Here is a 19,296-nt window from a genome sequence, read left to right as displayed (position 1 = left end):
ATATGAGCATCGAACAAAATTTTCCTAGACATCGCTGCACAGATACGATATATATGGCAATAAACACAAGGAGTTGCCAATGAACGAAAAAAAATCTCTTGAAACTTTTTTTGACAATATTCAGGACCCCAGACACCACAATAAGCTTCATAATTTAATTGATGTCGTCATCATCGCAATTTGTGCGGTAGTTGCTGGCGCAGACACTTATGAGCAAATTGAAAACTTTGGCAAAAAGAGAAAAAGGTGGTTGTCAAAATTTCTAAGCCTTCCCCATGGGATACCCTCCCATGACACCTTTGGCAGAATTTTTGAAAGGATGAACCCGAATGAATTTCAGAGCAGTTTTATGCACTGGGTTCAGTCGGTTGCAAAGATGACCAAAGGTCAAGTCATTGCAATCGACGGCAAAACTCTAAGGCGTTCACACGATACCTCCAATGATAAGAAAGCCATTCATATGATCAGTGCGTGGGCTTCGTCTAATAAAATGGTTTTAGGGCAATTAAAAACCGAAGAAAAATCAAATGAAATTACGGCCATTCCAAATCTTTTAAAACTTTTCAGTAGTGTCCGGTTAGGTTGTTGCATATAAAAAGCATCTAAAATCATTGAAAAAACAGTCGGTTTTGTGTTGACAAATGTGCGTAAAAATTTTTGTGCGCCTTGAAAATTTAACTCAAGGAGCTCAAATGACGCACATCTCAGTCCCTAAAAAACAACTACGGTCCCTGAACTTTGACAATTTCAGGTGCCCTCTGATAAAGTCACTTTCAAAAGCACCGGAATTACAATCTCGAGGAGACCGCCCTTTAAAAATGACATTCGAAGACCAGATAAATGCTTTGGTTTATTTCCATCTTCAGGAGCACAAGTCTGCCCGACATTTAATTCAGGATCTCAAGGAGAATGTTTTTGCTAAAGAAAATATTGCGCCAGACGGTGGTATCAGCCGTAGTAGTTTCTGTGAAGCCATCAATCACAGGGGACTCGAACAACTGCAATTCGGAATGTGTCAATGACAATGAGACACTTTATGCCTAAAATTAGGCTCCAATCTTATCCTTCTCTTCCTGTTCCGGTTTGTTGATCCAGGCTGCTTCTGGTAAAGCTGGTGGCCGAGGGATTTTCCCCTTAAAGCGTATTGGGTTTTTAATAAACACCTCTTTCAAAGTTCTACAGCGAGACCCATAAATCTCTTTAGCAATGCCATAATGAAACTGTTCCGGGGTTACCAGGCCAATACCAGAATGGTAATGCTCTTTATTGTAGTATCCAAAGAAATCCTGGCAAAAGGTTCTTGCATCCTCAATCGAACCAAAATGATTTGGAAATTTTGGACAATATTTCAATGTTTTAAATTGAGCTTCAGAGTAAGGGTTATCATTGCTGACGTGCGGTCTGCTGTGGGTTTTGGTTACCCCTAAATCGACAAGAAGCTGGGCAACCCCTTTGGATTTCATACTGGCTCCCCGATCTGCATGAAGTCCAAGCTGACCGGGTAATATATTTTGGTTTTCACAGGACTTCTCAATAAGCCTTTTGGCCAATGCTGTTTGTTCCCTATGGGCGACCATCCAGCCGACAACATACCTGCTGAAAATATCCATGATTACATACAGATAGAAATAAGTCCATTTTGTGACGCTTTTCAACTTGGTAATATCCCAGGACCAGACCTGATTCGGTCCGGTTGCCAGCAATTCAGGTTTTTTATATTTCGGGCGATTTACCTGCCGTCTTCGTTCCGGCACAGAACCATGTTCTTTGTGAAGAAGCCGATACATCGTTCTGATGGAGCAATAGTATTTTCCTTTATCAAGAAGAGAGGCATAGACCTGGTATGGGGCCTGGTCTCGATACGTGTCCGAGTGAAGAATATCCAAAACCGTTTGTTGTTCATCAGGATTCAAAGAAAGAGGAGAGCTGCCCCGCTTTGATTTCACCTGTTTTTTCGGAGAATAAAACCTATAAAAAGATGAGCGAGGGACACCGAAAGCCTCACATGAAGGCTTTTTCCCAAGATCGTGACTTAACGTTAGGGCGGCATTCATCAGTCGTCTCCTTTGAGGTCGTCCAGATTTTGTTGGATTCCCAGGATCTGAGAAATTTTTTTTTGGGCTTCAATGATGAGTTCCGCCTGTTTTAACTTATGCTCTAATTTAGATTTTTCTTTTTGAAGTCTGGCGACCTCTGTTGCCAATGGGTTCTTCTCTTTGGATTTCCTCCCTCGCTTTCGAGGTGCCATGGCGTTGAGAAGTCCTTTATTCCGGGCTTTGCGCCAATCGGCTAAATTTGAAGAATAGAGGCCCTCTCTTCGAAGTATCCTACCTATTCCTCCGGATTCATTGCAGTTTTCAACCTCTTGGAGAATACGCAGTTTATAAGAAGCAGTGAAATTACGCCGGGGCTTTTTCTCAGGAACTTCAGGATCAGGGATTGAATCCTGTCCCCCCAAGGAGGCACCAATTCCAGTCGCCCTATGGGCTCCTTCCATTGGTGCCTCCTTGGGGACTGCCTGTTTTTCGGACTCTGGTAGTGGGTTCATTTTTATCGGTTTCATATAAGTATTGCCTTACCCGCCCTACACTAATTTATCAAGGGGTAAGTGTCTCACTTATATTGTCACAGAGGGATTTATCTTTGAGGATCTTTATAAACAGGCTCTTGAGTGTCATCCGGGTGAACACGCCGAGTTAGGAGAGTTGGTTTCCATTGACGGTAGTCTCATAAATGCAGTCCTTTCAATGCACTGGGCGAACTACAGAAAAGGAAGTAAAAAAGCCAAAGTACATTGCGGATTTGACATTAATCACGGAATCCCAAACAAAATCTTTTTGACTGAAGGCAACGGCGCTGAACGCACTTTTGTTCCCAAAATACTTTCCAAGGGGCAAACAGGTGTTATGGATCGTGGATATCAATCCCATAAAGAATTTGACCTGCTTCAGGAGCAAGGCAAACATTTTGTCTGCCGTATAAAAACCAGGACAACAAGAACAATTATTGATAACCACGAGACCCCTTCCGACAGCTACATTTTTTATGATGCACTGGTTAAACTTGGTACTCCGAATCAAAACCAGACGAAAAGGCCTGTTCGGGTTGTTGGCTATAAAATTGCTGGCGTCAAATACTATGTGGCAACTGACAGGCATGATTTAACAGCGGAACAAATAGCAACAATTTATAAACTCCGGTGGACCATTGAGGATTTTTTCAAATGGTGGAAAGAACATCTGAAGGTATATCATCTCATTGCCCGCAGTGAATACGGCCTTATGGTTCAGATTCTTGGCGGCCTTATCACTTACCTGTTACTGGCAATCCATTGCCAAAAACAGTTTAATGAAAAGGTCACGATCAAAAGAGTTCGGCAGCTGCGAACCGCCATTCTAAATGACCTTTTTGGCTGCGAGGAGCAGGGCTCTCATAGTTCAAACAGGGACAATATTGTCAAAGATCAAAAAATTATTGAGCAAGCAAAAACCTAACCGGACATCACTGAAAACTTTTAGATATCTCGGGCTGCATTATAACCATTGATGCCATGGGCACTTAAAAGAAAATCGCTGAAACCATAATAAACAAAGGGTGTGACTATGTCCTTGCCCTGAAAGAAAATCATAAAACCTTGCATGATGAAGCGGTACTTTTTTTCAATAAAATGGAAGAAATGAAAAATCAGGGGTACCAGTTTAATGAACAGACCAGTGTTGACGGAGGGCACGGTCGAGTCGAAACGCGCAGGGCTGTGATAACCTCTGATATTGATTGGTTTGAAGATAAAAAAAGTTGGAAAGGTTTGAAAAGTATTGGAATGATTGAATCCACCCGGGAAATGGACGGCCAGATCAGTCATGAAAAGCGATATTATATATCGAGCCTGGATAGCGACCCCAATATTTTTGGTAATGCTGTTAGGAGGCATTGGGGAATTGAAAATTCAGTGCATTGGGTATTGGATATTGCGTTCCGTGAAGACGAAAGCAGAGTCAGAAAGGGGAACTCTCCTGAGAATTTTGCAGCGATTCGGCACATTGCATTAAATTTATTACGGAACAATAAGACATTTAAAGGGAGTGTAAAAACCAAAAGGTTGAATGCTGCTATGGATATCAAATATCTGGAGGAAGTTATGTTTGGATGATACTTGAACCAATCAAAACTATAAAGGGCGTTCAAAATTCTGTGTCAGTTGAATGAAAGCTGATATACTCAGCTAAATAAGGAGAACTGACATGACCGAAGAAAACACCGAATTTGATTTTCAAAAAGCCCTTAAAGGCATCCAGGAAGGTAAACCCTTCACAGGTAAGGGCGGCGTCCTTACATCATTAATCAAAAATCTTGCTGAAGCTGCTCTTGAAGGAGAGTTGGAGTCCCATCTCGGGCAGGAAGTTTCTGCCAACCGCCGTAATGGAAAAAGCAAAAAGACCATTAAATCCCTGGATGGTAAATTTGAGCTGGAAACCCCGCGTGACAGGGCCGGAACCTTCTCTCCACAGATCGTCAAAAAACATCAGACAACGCTCAGCGATGAAATTGAAAGAAAGATAATAGCCCTTTACGGCCTGGGCATGAGTTATAATGATATGGCTTCCCATTTACAGGAAATCTATGGACTTGAGATTTCAAATGCCACTCTGAGCACCATTACCGATAAAATCATCCATACCGTCAAAGAATGGCAGGCCAGGCCGTTGGAAAATGTGTACCCAATCGTATGGCTTGATGCCATACATTATAAAGTACGAGAAAACGGAAAGGTCGGCAGCAAAGCCGTTTACACAATTCTTGGGGTGAATATCGAGGGCCGCAAAGAGGTTCTTGGGCTGTACATATCCGAGAATGAGGGTGCGAACTTCTGGCTGCAGGTGTTAACAGACCTTTCAAACCGAGGGGTAAAAGATATCCTGATTGCCTGTGTTGATGGTCTAAAAGGTTTTCCCGAGGCCATTGAGACCATATTCCCGGACACAGAAGTTCAACTCTGCGTAGTCCACCAGATCCGAAATTCATTGAAATACGTTGGTTCCAAAAATAAAAAGGAATTTATGGCAGATCTAAAACGTGTTTATAAAGCGGTCAATAAGGATCTGGCCGAAGAAGAACTGGATATCTTGGAAAATAAATGGAATGACAAATACCCGATTGTGATAAAATCCTGGCGGAACAACTGGGAACGCCTCAGTCATTTCTTTAAATATCCAGAAGAGATTCGACGGATAATATACACCACAAATACCATTGAGGCTGTGCATCGACAGTTTCGAAAACTGACCAAAACAAAGGGATCATTCCCGAACCAGGACAGCCTGTTAAAGCTGCTTTACATGGGGATCCAGAACGCCAGTAAGAAATGGACAATGCCGATTCAAAATTGGTCACTGACAATTTCCCAGTTGGCAATTTTCTTTGAAGGCCGGCTGGATAAAGAGCTGGGAATTTGATAGGGATTTATTTACAGATGGAAAAGATGGTTCCAGGAACTCCACTCCAGCAAAAGCCAACTCCTCCGACGTGGCTGATTGAAGGCCCATTCTCGGACCTGACTTTTACTTCCGCTGGCGCTGAGGCAGATCCGGGAACCGAAACCGTGACACAGAATTCTGAACATTCCCAAACTATAGGCACTTTACAATATTTACATGCGTGAGCCCTGTCTTTTAATGCTTTACCCATTTTAAAACCATGAAAATACTGGTATAAATAAAGTTTAAATTTTTGACTATCAAGGAAGATAACGTTTTGAATATCCAAAAGAGAAGCATCCTCCAAAAAGGGCGGGGTAAAACCCGGAAGCTTGCCAAGCTTGAATATATATATGAAAGAGAGTCCCGTTATTTTGCCCAGGTCGCTGAAAGTGTAAAAGATCTTGCCGTTGCCGAGTTAAAGACGCTTGGGGCAAGGGATCTGGAACCTGTCTTTCGGGGGGTCTGGTTTAAGGCGGACAAGGCAGGATTCTATAGGATTACCTATCAGGCAAGACTGGTTTCAAGAATTCTGGCGCCTTTGGCGGTTTTTCCGTGTGAAGACAAGGATGCGCTTTACAAGGCCGTTAAAAAGATCCGGTGGGAAGAGTTTTTAACCCCTAAAAAAACCTTCGCCGTTGTGGCCAATGTGGCTGAATCCCAGATCAACCATTCCAACTTTGCAGGGCTTCGTGTTAAGGATGCCATTGCCGATTATTTCAGGGACAGGACCAACCGAAGGCCTTCTGTGGATGCCAATAATCCCTGGATCATCATCAATATTCATATTCACAAGGACCGGGCCACCCTGTCTGTGGATGCCTCGGGCGGTCCCCTGCACAAGCGGGGATACAGGGAAGCCTCCGTGTCTGCGCCCATGCAGGAAACCGTGGCTGCCGCCATTATCCGTTTGAGCCAATGGGACGGATCAAAACCCCTGTATGATCCCATGTGCGGATCCGGCACCCTGCTTTGCGAGGCCCTGATGCATTACAGCCGGATTCCGGCCCAGGTGTTCCGGGAAGGGTTCGGGTTTGAGCGGCTTCCGGATTTTGATGCCCAGGTCTGGGACCAGGTCCGGTCAGATGCAAACAAGAATATCAGACCCCTGCCCCAGGGCCTGATCCGGGGAAGTGATATTGCCCCGTCCTCTGTTGATGCGGTGAAAACCAATCTCATGGGGCTGCATTTCGGGGGGGATATCCCCATTCTTCTTTCTGATTTCAAAGATCTTGACCCCATTGAGAATTCTGTGATCGTCACCAACCCCCCCTATGGGATCCGCATGGGCAAAGAAGGGGAGATGAACCAGTTTTACAAGGATTTGGGGATCTTTTTAAAGGACGGCTGCAGAGGATGTTCCGCCTTTGTTTATTTCGGGGATACCAAATACATTAAGAAGGTGCCCCTGGCTCCGTCCTGGAAGCGGCCGTTGAAAATTGGCGGACTTGACGGCAAATTGGTGAAGTACGACTTGTATTGATCGGGCAAAGACCTGGACCTGGAAATGAAAATGGACAAAAAGCCAGCATACACCTGCAATGAGTATCGGGAAGAGATGATTCTTTTGAGCCTTCAAACCCAATTGGCCCGACCCGGCCTCACCCCTGAGGAAAAGGCAAAACTTCTTGAGCAGATCGCCCGGGTTGAAAAAGAGATGGGCCTTGATTGAACCTCTGGTTGTCCTCAGGGTCATCGCATGTAACTTTTATTAAGATTCGTCCTTACCCGGCAGGAATAGGTGAGGGGGATTCCGTTAAATCTTAAGCGGTCGTCCTGACCGCTTAAGAAGCGGAAATGATCGGACCTATGCCGTCCTGGCGGGCCGCTCATTTACGCCACTCCACCCCCTTCACCCTATCCCAGTCTGGCTCTCCTGGCTTGCTATAGTATATGAGCATCGAACAAAATTTTCCTAGACATCGCTGCACAGATACGATATATATGGCAATAAACACAAGGAGTTGCCAATGAACGAAAAAAAATCTCTTGAAACTTTTTTTGACAATATTCAGGACCCCAGACACCACAATAAGCTTCATAATTTAATTGATGTCGTCATCATCGCAATTTGTGCGGTAGTTGCTGGCGCAGACACTTATGAGCAAATTGAAAACTTTGGCAAAAAGAGAAAAAGGTGGTTGTCAAAATTTCTAAGCCTTCCCCATGGGATACCCTCCCATGACACCTTTGGCAGAATTTTTGAAAGGATGAACCCGAATGAATTTCAGAGCAGTTTTATGCACTGGGTTCAGTCGGTTGCAAAGATGACCAAAGGTCAAGTCATTGCAATCGACGGCAAAACTCTAAGGCGTTCACACGATACCTCCAATGATAAGAAAGCCATTCATATGATCAGTGCGTGGGCTTCGTCTAATAAAGTGGTTTTAGGGCAATTAAAAACCGAAGAAAAATCAAATGAAATTACGGCCATTCCAAATCTTTTAAAACTTTTAGATATCTCGGGCTGCATTATAACCATTGATGCCATGGGCACTCAAAAGAAAATCGCTGAAACCATAATAAACAAAGGGTGTGACTATGTCCTTGCCCTGAAAGAAAATCATAAAACCTTGCATGATGAAGCGGTACTTTTTTTCAATAAAATGGAAGAAATGAAAAATCAGGGGTACCAGTTTAATGAACAGACCAGTGTTGACGGAGGGCACGGTCGAGTCGAAACGCGCAGGGCTGTGATAACCTCTGATATTGATTGGTTTGAAGATAAAAAAAGTTGGAAAGGTTTGAAAAATATTGGAATGATTGAATCCACCCGGGAAATGGACGGCCAGATCAGTCATGAAAAGCGATATTATATATCGAGCCTGGATAGCGACCCCAATATTTTTGGTAATGCTGTCAGGAGGCATTGGGGAATTGAAAATTCAGTGCATTGGGTATTGGATATTGCGTTCCGTGAAGACGAAAGCAGAGTCAGAAAGGGGAACTCTCCTGAGGGGAATGTTCAGAATTCTGTGTCACGGTTTCGGTTCCCGGATCTGCCTCAGCGCCAGCGGAAGTAAAAGTCAGGTCCGAGAATGGGCCTTCAATCAGCCACGTCGGAGGAGTTGACTTTTGCTGGAGTGGAGTTCCTGGAACCATCTTTTCCATCTGTAAATAAATCCCTATCAAATTCCCAGCTCTTTATCCAGCCGGCCTTCAAAGAAAATTGCCAACTGGGAAATTGTCAGTGACCAATTTTGAATCGGCATTGTCCATTTTTTACTGGCGTTCTGGATCCCCATGTAAAGCAGCTTTAACAGGCTGTCCTGGTTCGGGAATGATCCCTTTGTTTTGGTCAGTTTTCGAAACTGTCGATGCACAGCCTCAATGGTATTTGTGGTGTATATTATCCGTCGAATCTCTTCTGGATATTTAAAGAAATGACTGAGGCGTTCCCAGTTGTTCCGCCAGGATTTTATCACAATCGGGTATTTGTCATTCCATTTATTTTCCAAGATATCCAGTTCTTCTTCGGCCAGATCCTTATTGACCGCTTTATAAACACGTTTTAGATCTGCCATAAATTCCTTTTTATTTTTGGAACCAACGTATTTCAATGAATTTCGGATCTGGTGGACTACGCAGAGTTGAACTTCTGTGTCCGGGAATATGGTCTCAATGGCCTCGGGAAAACCTTTTAGACCATCAACACAGGCAATCAGGATATCTTTTACCCCTCGGTTTGAAAGGTCTGTTAACACCTGCAGCCAGAAGTTCGCACCCTCATTCTCGGATATGTACAGCCCAAGAACCTCTTTGCGGCCCTCGATATTCACCCCAAGAATTGTGTAAACGGCTTTGCTGCCGACCTTTCCGTTTTCTCGTACTTTATAATGTATGGCATCAAGCCATACGATTGGGTACACATTTTCCAACGGCCTGGCCTGCCATTCTTTGACGGTATGGATGATTTTATCGGTAATGGTGCTCAGAGTGGCATTTGAAATCTCAAGTCCATAGATTTCCTGTAAATGGGAAGCCATATCATTATAACTCATGCCCAGGCCGTAAAGGGCTATTATCTTTCTTTCAATTTCATCGCTGAGCGTTGTCTGATGTTTTTTGACGATCTGTGGAGAGAAGGTTCCGGCCCTGTCACGCGGGGTTTCCAGCTCAAATTTACCATCCAGGGATTTAATGGTCTTTTTGCTTTTTCCATTACGGCGGTTGGCAGAAACTTCCTGCCCGAGATGGGACTCCAACTCTCCTTCAAGAGCAGCTTCAGCAAGATTTTTGATTAATGATGTAAGGACGCCGCCCTTACCTGTGAAGGGTTTACCTTCCTGGATGCCTTTAGGGGCTTTTTGAAAATCAAATTCGGTGTTTTCTTCGGTCATGTCAGTTCTCCTTATTTAGCTGAGTATATCAGCTTTCATTCAACTGACACAGAATTTTGAACGCCCTTGATATATCCGGGGCGCATTCCCATTTTCCCGGTTATACCGCTGGCACTGGATTGTGCATTTTTGCCATCTGCTTCAGGCAGTTCCAACGCCCTGCTTTATAAAATGATCGCAGCATAATCATTTTTTCTGCATTCTCCCGATACCAAAAGATGCATGGACCTTTAAGACGTAAATTCACGACTCTCCGAATCGAACTTTCAATAGCACCGCTGCCAATAGGTAAGTTCAACGCTTTTACAGTTGAGAAATTAAGCCTCAGTTCATTGCGCACAAAATAATCCCGTTCCGTCTTGATAGCCTTACTGTTTCTGCCTCTACAAAGCTTCTGGACGGCCTGTACCACCTCAATCGCCTTTCCCTTCAGCAGAAGACCTCGCTGCTTCGATACCCAGCGTTTGCGTTCCTTGGATGACCAGGTCTTCCTTAAGCCTGCTACTGTACCCAGATGCTCAACTGCATGGTAGAAATCGAGAAGTTCATACACACGCTCAGGAGCCAAACCCAATGCTTTTAGCAGTCCGGGGATTCGATTCCAAATCCAATGTGCCCCATCTGCAACAAACAGTATTTTGTCTGAGTTCTGAATATGAAGGGAGTTCAAATAACCCTTTAACAAGTGGAATACACCATCCGGTCCATTGAAACAGCCATCAATAAATGGTGAAAAGCTTTTTTCTTGTTTTCCATGGGCGTCCACTACATAAATGATCAAAAGCTTGGGTTCTCGCCATGCCCCACGAAATCGGGTTCTATCCTTTTGGGTTTTTGGTCCCCTTTTCTTCTCTCTGAGCCGAGTGCGGCCACCATCAGTGCTGATAACGACTCGCCGCCCTTCAAGTAAATCTCTATCATTTAATGGGATTCGGCCCGCTTGTTGTTCGGCTCGAGCCCGCTATGCGTACCGATAGGTCAGTTTACGGATGACCTTTATACCCAACGTCATCCCACGGTCACAAAGCACTTGACGGACTTCTTCAAAAGAACTTAATAAGGCTGACCAAGAACTCACCATAGAAGCCAAAGCAGGCGAGCAGCGATCATGGATTCCAAGAAGGATTAAGCCAGCGTATGCACCTTTATATCTTTTTCCTTTTCGGCGGTCACAGGACCTTCGATAGTATCGAACATGAATATCAACCGAACTATCTGTACAAAGCTGAATCCAAACGGTCTCAAGCCCTTCGCTTTTCATCCGTCCCGGCCAATTGGACATCAATTCTTTTTCTTGGTCGACCTGTTCAGAGGAATCTACTGAGGCCTGGATCTTTTTTTTAAAAAAAAGGCGCTTATCCGATTTGTATACTCAAGGATTTCCTGCTCCATCTGTTCTAATTCGTTAGCGTTACGAACCAAGCGATTTGGATCTTCTTCCAGTTCTTTGAGGCATGCAAGGACTTCATCAACAGTATTACAATCTTCAGCTTTCTTCATTAGCACAATCCATTTATGTTCATTTCAGCGTAACAGAGGATATCATTCTTTTTGCTCTAAAAGACAGGCCTTTTTAAAACCGGGAAAATGGGAATGCGCCCTATATCCGGCAATATAACAACAGCAAATTTCCAGGCAAAAGGTGTTAAGGTCTATGATGAAAATACAATGACCTTTTCCGGCAACATAGATACGTCTGGTGCTTATGGCGACGGTATCTCAGGTTGGACGGATAACACCGTTGTCATGTCCGGGACCATTCTTGCCAAGGGCGTGATGCCGTAGGCCTTCACTTGATCGGTTCGGGCAATGCCGCCCATATCTCAAATTCAATATCTTCAACAGATAGCTCCTATTATAGCAATGCCCTTTCCTCAGGTTTAACCTCCGGAACAGGTGAAACCAATATTTTTCATTTATTAAACGGGACATCCCTAACCGGCAATATTAACAATAATGATTCCGATGATGGCGGCACCGCATTTCTGACCTTTGGGTATGCCACAGATGGAAATAAAATGGCAGACACCACATCCGTGGATAATGCGTTTAGTCTGACCTTTGATGATAAAATTAAATCCGCTTCCGCAGGAAATTGGGATGGGTATTTTGTAGGAGGCACCACCACATTGAACGGGGATGAAAATGCCTTTCGTAATATCTTTATAGGGGCAAAGACCTTTGATGGCGCGGCTGTGCCGGACGGATCTGGCGGAACCGTTCTCCTGAATGGCGTGTCAGGGGCATCAGCCGACTTGAATATCACAGATACCGTTTCAACAAGCGGTAAGATCACCATTGGATCCGGAAGTACTTACACCCTTTCGGGCACCCATACCCACACGGGCACGGATATGACGGTCAACGGCCAGCTGAATCTGAACGACGGCACCTTTGTCAATAATGCTTCAGGCGGTACACAATCCATTGGCAGTTTTAATGTGGACAATGGTAAAACAGGGACCATCCAGGGAACCCAAAACCTTAGCCTGGGCAATTCTTTGATCAGGGGGAATCTGAATGTAAACAGCGAGATCACTTCCACAGGCACGTTTACCGTGGATGCCGAAGATACCTACACCCTTTCGGGCACCCATACCCACACGGGCACGGATATGATGATCAACGGCAGCCTGAACCTGAACGACGGCCGCCTGGTCAACACTGCCGCAGGCGGGGGCCAGACCATCAGCATCCTTGAGGTGGACGCGGGCAAGACCGGCACCTTGGGCGGCACACAGACAACAGGGGTAACCACGGCCAATATTGACGGTACTTTGGATTATACGGCCACGGCTGACACCACATTTTTCACCACTAACCTTGCCGGTACCTTGAATCAGAATTCAGCCAATGAACTGGCATTATCCACACTGAATATAGGTGATGGCGATACGGGAATCATCCGCGGTGCCGGCACCCTTGCTGCAACAAATGCAATACTGGGTAATAATTCAACCCTTGATAATGCCAATAACACATTCAGTATAGACACTTTGACAATCAATGCCGGGGACTCAGCCACCCTCGGGGGAACAGAGGCAATCGATTTAACCAGGGCAAACATTGACGGCACCTTGAATTTTACGGCCACGGCTGATACCGGATTTGCCACTGCCGACCTTGCCGGCACCCTAAATCAGAATTCCGCCGGCAGCCTGACCCTGACTACTTTGAATGTGGCCAATGGTGATGCAGCCAATATCAGCGGAGCCGGAACCGGAAATCTGAGCATTGAAACATCAAATATCAGCGGAGATTTAAATCTTTCCCACGACATTATTTCCACAGGCACCTTTACAGTGGATGCAGAAGATACCTATACCCTTTCGGGCACCCATACCCACACGGGCACCGATATGATGATCAACGGTAGCCTGAACCTGAGCGACGGCCGCCTGGTCAACACGGCCACAGGCGGAGCCCAGAGCATCAGCACCCTTGAAGTGGATACGGGTAAAACGGGCACCTTGGGCGGCACACAGACAACAGGAGTAACCACGGCTGATATTGACGGCACTTTGAATTTTACAGCCACGGCTGAAACCACATTTACCACCGCCAATCTTGCCGGCACCTTAAATCAGAATTCCGCCGCCAACCTGGGATTATCCATCCTGAATATAGGTGATGGAGAGACCGGTCTCATCGGCGGTACAGGCATCCTTGCTGCAACAAATGCAATATTGGGTAACAATTCAATCCTTAACAATGCCAATGCGGGGTTCAGTATAGAGACTCTGACAATCAATGCCGGGGACTCAGCCACCTTGGGCGGAACACAGGCAACAGACCTCGCCTTGGCAAACATTGACGGCTCTTTGAATTATACGGCCACGACTGACACCCGGTTTGCCAATATCCATCTTGCCGGCACCTTAAATCAGAATTCCGCCGCTAACCTGGGATTATCCACACTGAATATAGGTGATGGAGAGACCGGTCTCATCGGCGGTACAGGCATCCTTACTGCAACAAATGCAATATTGGGTAATAATTCAACCCTTAACAATGCCAATGCGGGGTTCAGTATAGAGACTCTGACAATCAATGCCGGGGACTCAGCCACCTTGGGCGGAACGCAGGCAACAGACCTTGCCTTTGCAAACATTGACGGCACTCTGAATTATACGGCCACGACTGACACCCGGTTTACCAATACCCATCTTGCCGGCACCTTAAATCAGAATTCCGCCGCCAACCTGACCCTGACAAGCCTGAATGTTGCAGCGGATAAAACAGCCATGATTTCAGGAGCAGGGGCAGGCGATTTGATTTTTACGGATGCTCAGGTCAACGGAACGCTTTGTATTGATCGTCCGGTTTTTGCCAATAACCCCTTTGTTGTGGGGAACACCGGCATCCTGAAACTTTTCCATACAATTACCCCAGGCAATAAAATTTCTAACTATGGCACCCTGGCAGTGGATGCCGGAGATACCGCCACCATTTTGGGAGATTACACCCAGGCAGGCAATGGAAAAATCCAAGTAGATGCTGTCAGTGCATCAAGTTACGGAAAAGTTAGGGTTACCGGCACAGCCGATTTGAGTGCCAACAATCTCATCAATGTCAATGTGACTGCCCATGATACTCTGGCGGTTAATGATGCTCTAAATGCAGTTTTGTCCGCCAACACCCTGGTGGTGGACCAGAATCGGTTTGAAGTTGAAGATAATAGTGCCATGTGGAAGTTTATTCCAACATTTGACAATGATATGATTGATCTGACCGTATTGCGGCAATTAACCTGTGCACAAGCGGTAAATGACAGCAGCCAAGTCTCCAATCCGGTGGCCGCAGGTGCCGCAGGGGTGCTGGATGATCTTGTTGTCAGCGGCACTGTCACCCCGGATATGCAGGCTGTTTTGGATGAAATGGGCGCCCTTCAAACCGGTGAACAAGTGGCCGAGGCCGTGGCCCAGACCGTTCCGGTTCTTGCTTCAGCCAGTCCGCAAATCGGATTTGACCTTGCGGCCAACGGTGCCACCCAGGTGGTCCAGAACCGGCTGGGTGGGTTTAGCGGCATGTCAGCAGGGGATCCTGTGTTTGAAGACCAATTTGTCTGGGTAAAGCCCTTTTATGCCAGGACAGACCAGGACAAGTGGAATGGTATAGACGGATATAAAGCCAATGCCTATGGTCTTGCCATTGGCGCAGACGGTAAAATTAATCCTGAATGGCGTATGGGAGCGGCTGTTTCCTATGGCACGGCAGATGTTCAGAGCGATTCTATCATTACCCAGCAGCAGTTGGATGTCGAAACCTGGCAGGCCACCTTGTATGCCAACGGTGATCTTGGAAAATATTTTACCCTTAACCTGGTCGGTGCTTTGGGATTCAACCAAAACGATTCGTCCAGAAATATTGTGTTCGGCGGACTAGGCAGAACCGCTCTTGCCGAGTATGACTCCCTTCACACCCTGGTGGATGCGGAATTGGTAAAGACCTATGCAATTAATGACAACCTGACCCTTGGGGCCTCACTGGGCCTGGATTACATATATATATGTGTTGACGATTATACTGAAACCGGAGCCGGTGCTCTGAATCTTAAGGTTCAGGGAGTTAATGCAGATACCCTGGTGGCTTCCATTGGGGGGAGACTTGAATATTCGATCACCCAAAACCAGAGACTGACTGGCCAGATCAGCCTGGGGTATGATTTGCTGGCGGACGGATCTTCTCTTGTATCTACCTATACCGGTGGGGGGCCCTCATTTGTGGTGACAGGAAACAGCCCGGATGAGAAGGTTTACCAGGGTGGACTGGGGTATGAACTGACCTGTTTTAGAGGGATGGAATTGCTTGCCCGGTACCGGGTTGAGTCCCGCAAGCATTTTTTTAATCAAACAGGCTCAATCAATTTTCGGTTCCCATTTTAATGGCTGTTCTCGTTGATTCCCAGTGTCAAGACCGTTTTTATTTGTTTGAATTTACAATTGGGGTGTAAAGCAGTAATTGAAAGCATGAACCATAATGAACAAAAAGATAAATCAATAAAAAGATCATTAAACAAGACAAATTAAAAATATGCTTGCCCAGGACAAACCCCGGATACTTGTGCTATGATAGATTAAAGTTCCATGATCAAAGAGAGAAAAAATGAACTCAGTGAATATTGATAGTTCAGATCCGTTTGTTTCCACCCAGACAATTTTACCCTATTCAGACGGGATATTAAAGGGGATGTCATTTGCTGTAAAAGACAATATTGATATTAAAAATCAGCCCACAGGTTACGGCAGTCCCGGTTGGGTTGAGACCCATGATACTCCTGTTGTAAATGCGATTTGCATAGAACAGCTTTTATGCGAAGGGGGCATATTTAAGGGAAAAACAAAATCAGATGAGCTGGCTTACAGCTTAATGGGTGTAAACTCATTTTATGGTACCCCCATAAATTCCAAAGCGCCGGACAGGATCCCGGGCGGGTCATCCAGCGGATCCGCATCGGCTGTTGCCGGCGGGCGGGTTGATTTTGCCATGGGCACGGATACCGGAGGGTCCATAAGGGTTCCTGCAAGCAATTGCGGTGTCTGGGGGTATAGACCCTCGCACGGGATTATTTCGGTTGCAGGGGTATTACCCTTAGCCCCCTCTTTTGACACGGTTGGCATTATTTCACAAAACGGGCAAATCCTGGAAAAGGTCATGCAGGTTCTGCTTGCACAAGACATGTCAAGACATAGGGATGTTCCCACAATATGTTTTATTGATGATATATTCAAAATATCTGATCAAACAATTGAGCAGGCCTCAAGGACAATTCAAAATAAAATCATCTGTAATTTTAAGACTCAAACATTAACCCTCGCTGAAATTACAGCTTTTAATTCAGATTTTAATGCCCTTTTTTTACAACTCGGCTTTTTACTCTCAACAGAGATCTGGAATACCTTTGGCTCCTGGGTAAAAACAAAGCGACCCAAATTAAGCGCAGCCGTTGAATTCAGCCTTTGTGATTATGCTGAATCTGCAAGCAGAAACGATATTCAAAACATGCTGTCTGCCCAAAAAAAATTTCAGAATAACCTGAATAAATTTCTTTGTGCCGGTAATGTATTATGCTTTCCCACAACCGTCGACCTATCGCCTCGTTTAGACCAAATTACCCCTGATTTTCTTGACGGGGATTATGTCCCGAAAGCGATGGGTGTTAATGCGGTTTCATCTTTATCTTGTACCCCACAGATCACAATACCCATACCGGAAGCGAAAGGTATTCCTGTGGGGCTTTCATTTGTTGCAGGTTACGGCCAGGACATGATGTTGGCAGATCTTTGCAATACCATTTATGATCAATGCCTTGGTGATGTTTAATCTCATAACAACCGGGGGTAGCAGATGTAAAAAGTTGTGTGAACCCAATGAATATGTATGAAATATATTTTAAGTGATAAAAATCTGACCATTTTATTTATTTCTACCTTTCTGTTCTTTACGAACGAGGCTCTGTTTTTGCCCACCCTGCCGCTTCATCTGGCCCAATCCGGGTACACCAACCTTCGGATAGGGGCCGTTCTTGGGGCATTTGCCTTTGGCGTGTTGCTGGCAAGACCGCTGTCAGGGTTTATAACGGACAATTACGGCAGAAAAATATCCCTTTTTGCGGGAGCCTTTTTCTTTTTTGCGGCCCCCCTGTTGTATCTTGTGTCCACCAACTTCATTTATCTTATCAACATTCGGATTTTTCACGGTCTGGGAATCGCTTTTTATACAACAGCCTTTCCGGCATATGTTACGGATAGGGCGGATCCTGAAAAAAGGAGGGCGTTCAAAATTCTGTGTCAGTTGAATGAAAGCTGATATACTCAGCTAAATAAGGAGAACTGACATGACCGAAGAAAACACCGAATTTGATTTTCAAAAAGCCCTTAAAGGCATCCAGGAAGGTAAACCCTTCACAGGTAAGGGCGGCGTCCTTACATCATTAATCAAAAATCTTGCTGAAGCTGCTCTTGAAGGAGAGTTGGAGTCCCATCTCGGGCAGGAAGTTTCTGCCAACCGCCGTAATGGAAAAAGCAAAAAGACCATTAAATCCCTGGATGGTAAATTTGAGCTAAAAACCCCGCGTGACAGGGCCGGAACCTTCTCTCCACAGATCGTCAAAAAACATCAGACAACGCTCAGCGATGAAATTGAAAGAAAGATAATAGCCCTTTACGGCCTGGGCATGAGTTATAATGATATGGCTTCCCATTTACAGGAAATCTATGGACTTGAGATTTCAAATGCCACTCTGAGCACCATTACCGATAAAATCATCCATACCGTCAAAGAATGGCAGGCCAGGCCGTTGGAAAATGTGTACCCAATCGTATGGCTTGATGCCATACATTATAAAGTACGAGAAAACGGAAAGGTCGACAGCAAAGCCGTTTACACAATTCTTGGGGTGAATATCGAGGGCCGCAAAGAGGTTCTTGGGCTGTACATATCCGAGAATGAGGGTGCGAACTTCTGGCTGCAGGTGTTAACAGACCTTTCAAACCGAGGGGTAAAAGATATCCTGATTGCCTGTGTTGATGGTCTAAAAGGTTTACCCGAGGCCATTGAGACCATATTCCCGGACACAGAAGTTCAACTCTGCGTAGTCCACCAGATCCGAAATTCATTGAAATACGTTGGTTCCAAAAATAAAAAGGAATTTATGGCAGATCTAAAACGTGTTTATAAAGCGGTCAATAAGGATCTGGCCGAAGAAGAACTGGATATCTTGGAAAATAAATGGAATGACAAATACCCGATTGTGATAAAATCCTGGCGGAACAACTGGGAACGCCTCAGTCATTTCTTTAAATATCCAGAAGAGATTCGACGGATAATATACACCATAAATACCATTGAGGCTGTGCATCGACAGTTTCGAAAACTGACCAAAACAAAGGGATCATTCCCGAACCAGGACAGCCTGTTAAAGCTGCTTTACATGGGGATCCAGAACGCCAGTAAAAAATGGACAATGCCGATTCAAAATTGGTCACTGACAATTTCCCAGTTGGCAATTTTCTTTGAAGGCCGGCTGGATAAAGAGCTGGGAATTTGATAGGGATTTATTTACAGATGGAAAAGATGGTTCCAGGAACTCCACTCCAGCAAAAGTCAACTCCTCCGACGTGGCTGATTGAAGGCCCATTCTCGGACCTGACTTTTACTTCCGCTGGCGCTGAGGCAGATCCGGGAACCGAAACCGTGACACAGAATTCTGAACATTCCCTCATCACATAAAAACCTATAAACAAAAAGTAATTTTCTGGACCTTTAAAAATCCTGAAAAATTAAAAATCAGGATTGAAAAAACAGGGTTTTGCTCAAACACGGACCAAATTTTAAAAACAAGTGAACATGAGATTATCCAATCTCAAAAAAACGGCGGGTTTCCCATAAAACCCTCTGCTGCCATTTTCATGGTGGTGATTTGGAACCTGCTTTTTATTGCCGATTTTATCGGGTTTTTTAAACAGGGACAACAGGGCTCC

General features: G+C 45.1%; 16 protein-coding genes and 2 pseudogenes. 13 read left to right on the top strand and 5 right to left on the bottom strand.

Annotated elements, in window-relative coordinates:
* The first annotated feature begins 79 nt into the window (after window positions 1-79).
* Together HUN05_00905 and HUN05_00900 are read left to right on the top strand one after the other, a co-directional pair.
* On the top strand, window positions 80-595 hold the full coding sequence (locus HUN05_00905) for an ISAs1 family transposase (GenBank protein WDP83902.1): 516 nt from the start codon (window positions 80-82) through the stop codon (window positions 593-595).
* A gap of 97 nt (window positions 596-692) precedes the next feature.
* A pseudogene (locus HUN05_00900) lies at window positions 693-1,007 on the top strand (IS4 family transposase).
* 39 nt (window positions 1,008-1,046) lie between these two features.
* Here the strand turns inward: HUN05_00900 and HUN05_00895 are convergent.
* Window positions 1,047-2,497, bottom strand: a protein-coding gene (locus HUN05_00895) for an IS3 family transposase (protein WDP87862.1) whose coding sequence is annotated in 2 segments (ribosomal slippage) — window positions 1,047-2,110 and window positions 2,110-2,497 — 1,452 coding nt in all. Because the reading frame shifts where the segments join, the coding sequence is not laid out codon by codon here.
* 139 nt (window positions 2,498-2,636) lie between these two features.
* On the opposite strand from HUN05_00895, the pseudogene HUN05_00890 reads away from it, so the two are divergent.
* From HUN05_00890 to HUN05_00865, 6 genes and pseudogenes are all read left to right on the top strand, one after another.
* Window positions 2,637-3,494, top strand: a pseudogene (locus HUN05_00890) (IS4 family transposase).
* Between the two features lie 74 nt (window positions 3,495-3,568).
* Window positions 3,569-4,150 carry an ISAs1 family transposase gene (locus HUN05_00885; protein ID WDP87861.1) on the top strand — a complete coding sequence of 194 codons (582 nt, stop codon included), beginning with the start codon at window positions 3,569-3,571 and terminating at the stop codon, window positions 4,148-4,150.
* 91 nt (window positions 4,151-4,241) lie between these two features.
* On the top strand, window positions 4,242-5,453 hold the full coding sequence (locus tag HUN05_00880; GenBank protein ID WDP83901.1) for an IS256 family transposase: 1,212 nt from the start codon (window positions 4,242-4,244) through the stop codon (window positions 5,451-5,453).
* 298 nt (window positions 5,454-5,751) lie between these two features.
* Window positions 5,752-6,957, top strand: coding sequence for a class I SAM-dependent RNA methyltransferase (locus HUN05_00875; protein WDP83900.1), 1,206 nt, complete (start codon window positions 5,752-5,754; stop codon window positions 6,955-6,957).
* A 30-nt stretch (window positions 6,958-6,987) separates the two neighbouring features.
* Window positions 6,988-7,146 (top strand): hypothetical protein, encoded by a 159-nt coding sequence (locus tag HUN05_00870; GenBank protein WDP83899.1) that lies wholly within the window; start codon window positions 6,988-6,990, stop codon window positions 7,144-7,146.
* A 298-nt stretch (window positions 7,147-7,444) separates the two neighbouring features.
* A complete protein-coding gene (locus HUN05_00865) occupies window positions 7,445-8,497 on the top strand; it encodes an ISAs1 family transposase (GenBank protein ID WDP83898.1) in 1,053 nt (350 codons plus the stop codon).
* A gap of 105 nt (window positions 8,498-8,602) precedes the next feature.
* On the opposite strand, the gene HUN05_00860 is transcribed toward HUN05_00865, so the two are convergent.
* The 4 genes from HUN05_00860 to HUN05_00845 form a co-directional block, all read right to left on the bottom strand.
* On the bottom strand, window positions 8,603-9,814 hold the full coding sequence (locus tag HUN05_00860; protein ID WDP83897.1) for an IS256 family transposase: 1,212 nt from the start codon (window positions 9,812-9,814) through the stop codon (window positions 8,603-8,605).
* A 100-nt stretch (window positions 9,815-9,914) separates the two neighbouring features.
* Window positions 9,915-10,595, bottom strand: a complete 681-nt coding sequence (locus tag HUN05_00855; GenBank protein ID WDP83896.1) for a hypothetical protein — start codon at window positions 10,593-10,595, stop codon at window positions 9,915-9,917.
* A gap of 180 nt (window positions 10,596-10,775) precedes the next feature.
* A complete protein-coding gene (locus HUN05_00850; GenBank protein WDP83895.1) occupies window positions 10,776-11,075 on the bottom strand; it encodes a hypothetical protein in 300 nt (99 codons plus the stop codon).
* A gap of 56 nt (window positions 11,076-11,131) precedes the next feature.
* On the bottom strand, window positions 11,132-11,314 hold the full coding sequence (locus HUN05_00845) for a hypothetical protein (GenBank protein ID WDP83894.1): 183 nt from the start codon (window positions 11,312-11,314) through the stop codon (window positions 11,132-11,134).
* Window positions 11,315-11,407: 93 nt separating this feature from the next.
* Between HUN05_00845 and HUN05_00840 the strand changes: the two genes are divergently transcribed.
* The 5 genes from HUN05_00840 (at window position 11,408) to HUN05_00820 (ending at window position 18,863) form a co-directional block, all read left to right on the top strand.
* The gene (locus tag HUN05_00840) at window positions 11,408-11,599 is read left to right on the top strand and encodes a hypothetical protein (protein ID WDP83893.1); all 192 of its coding nucleotides are present in this window, start codon (window positions 11,408-11,410) and stop codon (window positions 11,597-11,599) included.
* A 233-nt stretch (window positions 11,600-11,832) separates the two neighbouring features.
* Window positions 11,833-15,699, top strand: coding sequence for an autotransporter domain-containing protein (locus HUN05_00835; protein ID WDP83892.1), 3,867 nt, complete (start codon window positions 11,833-11,835; stop codon window positions 15,697-15,699).
* A 220-nt stretch (window positions 15,700-15,919) separates the two neighbouring features.
* Window positions 15,920-17,137, top strand: a complete 1,218-nt coding sequence (locus tag HUN05_00830; GenBank protein ID WDP83891.1) for a glutamyl-tRNA amidotransferase — start codon at window positions 15,920-15,922, stop codon at window positions 17,135-17,137.
* 57 nt (window positions 17,138-17,194) lie between these two features.
* Window positions 17,195-17,623 (top strand): MFS transporter, encoded by a 429-nt coding sequence (locus HUN05_00825; protein WDP83890.1) that lies wholly within the window; start codon window positions 17,195-17,197, stop codon window positions 17,621-17,623.
* A 28-nt stretch (window positions 17,624-17,651) separates the two neighbouring features.
* Window positions 17,652-18,863 carry an IS256 family transposase gene (locus tag HUN05_00820; GenBank protein ID WDP83889.1) on the top strand — a complete coding sequence of 404 codons (1,212 nt, stop codon included), beginning with the start codon at window positions 17,652-17,654 and terminating at the stop codon, window positions 18,861-18,863.
* Window positions 18,864-19,296 lie beyond the last annotated feature (433 nt).

The sequence above is a fragment of the Desulfobacter sp. genome (assembly GCA_028768545.1).
GTDB lineage: Bacteria > Desulfobacterota > Desulfobacteria > Desulfobacterales > Desulfobacteraceae > Desulfobacter.
This window is presented reverse-complemented; position numbering and strand designations above follow the sequence as displayed.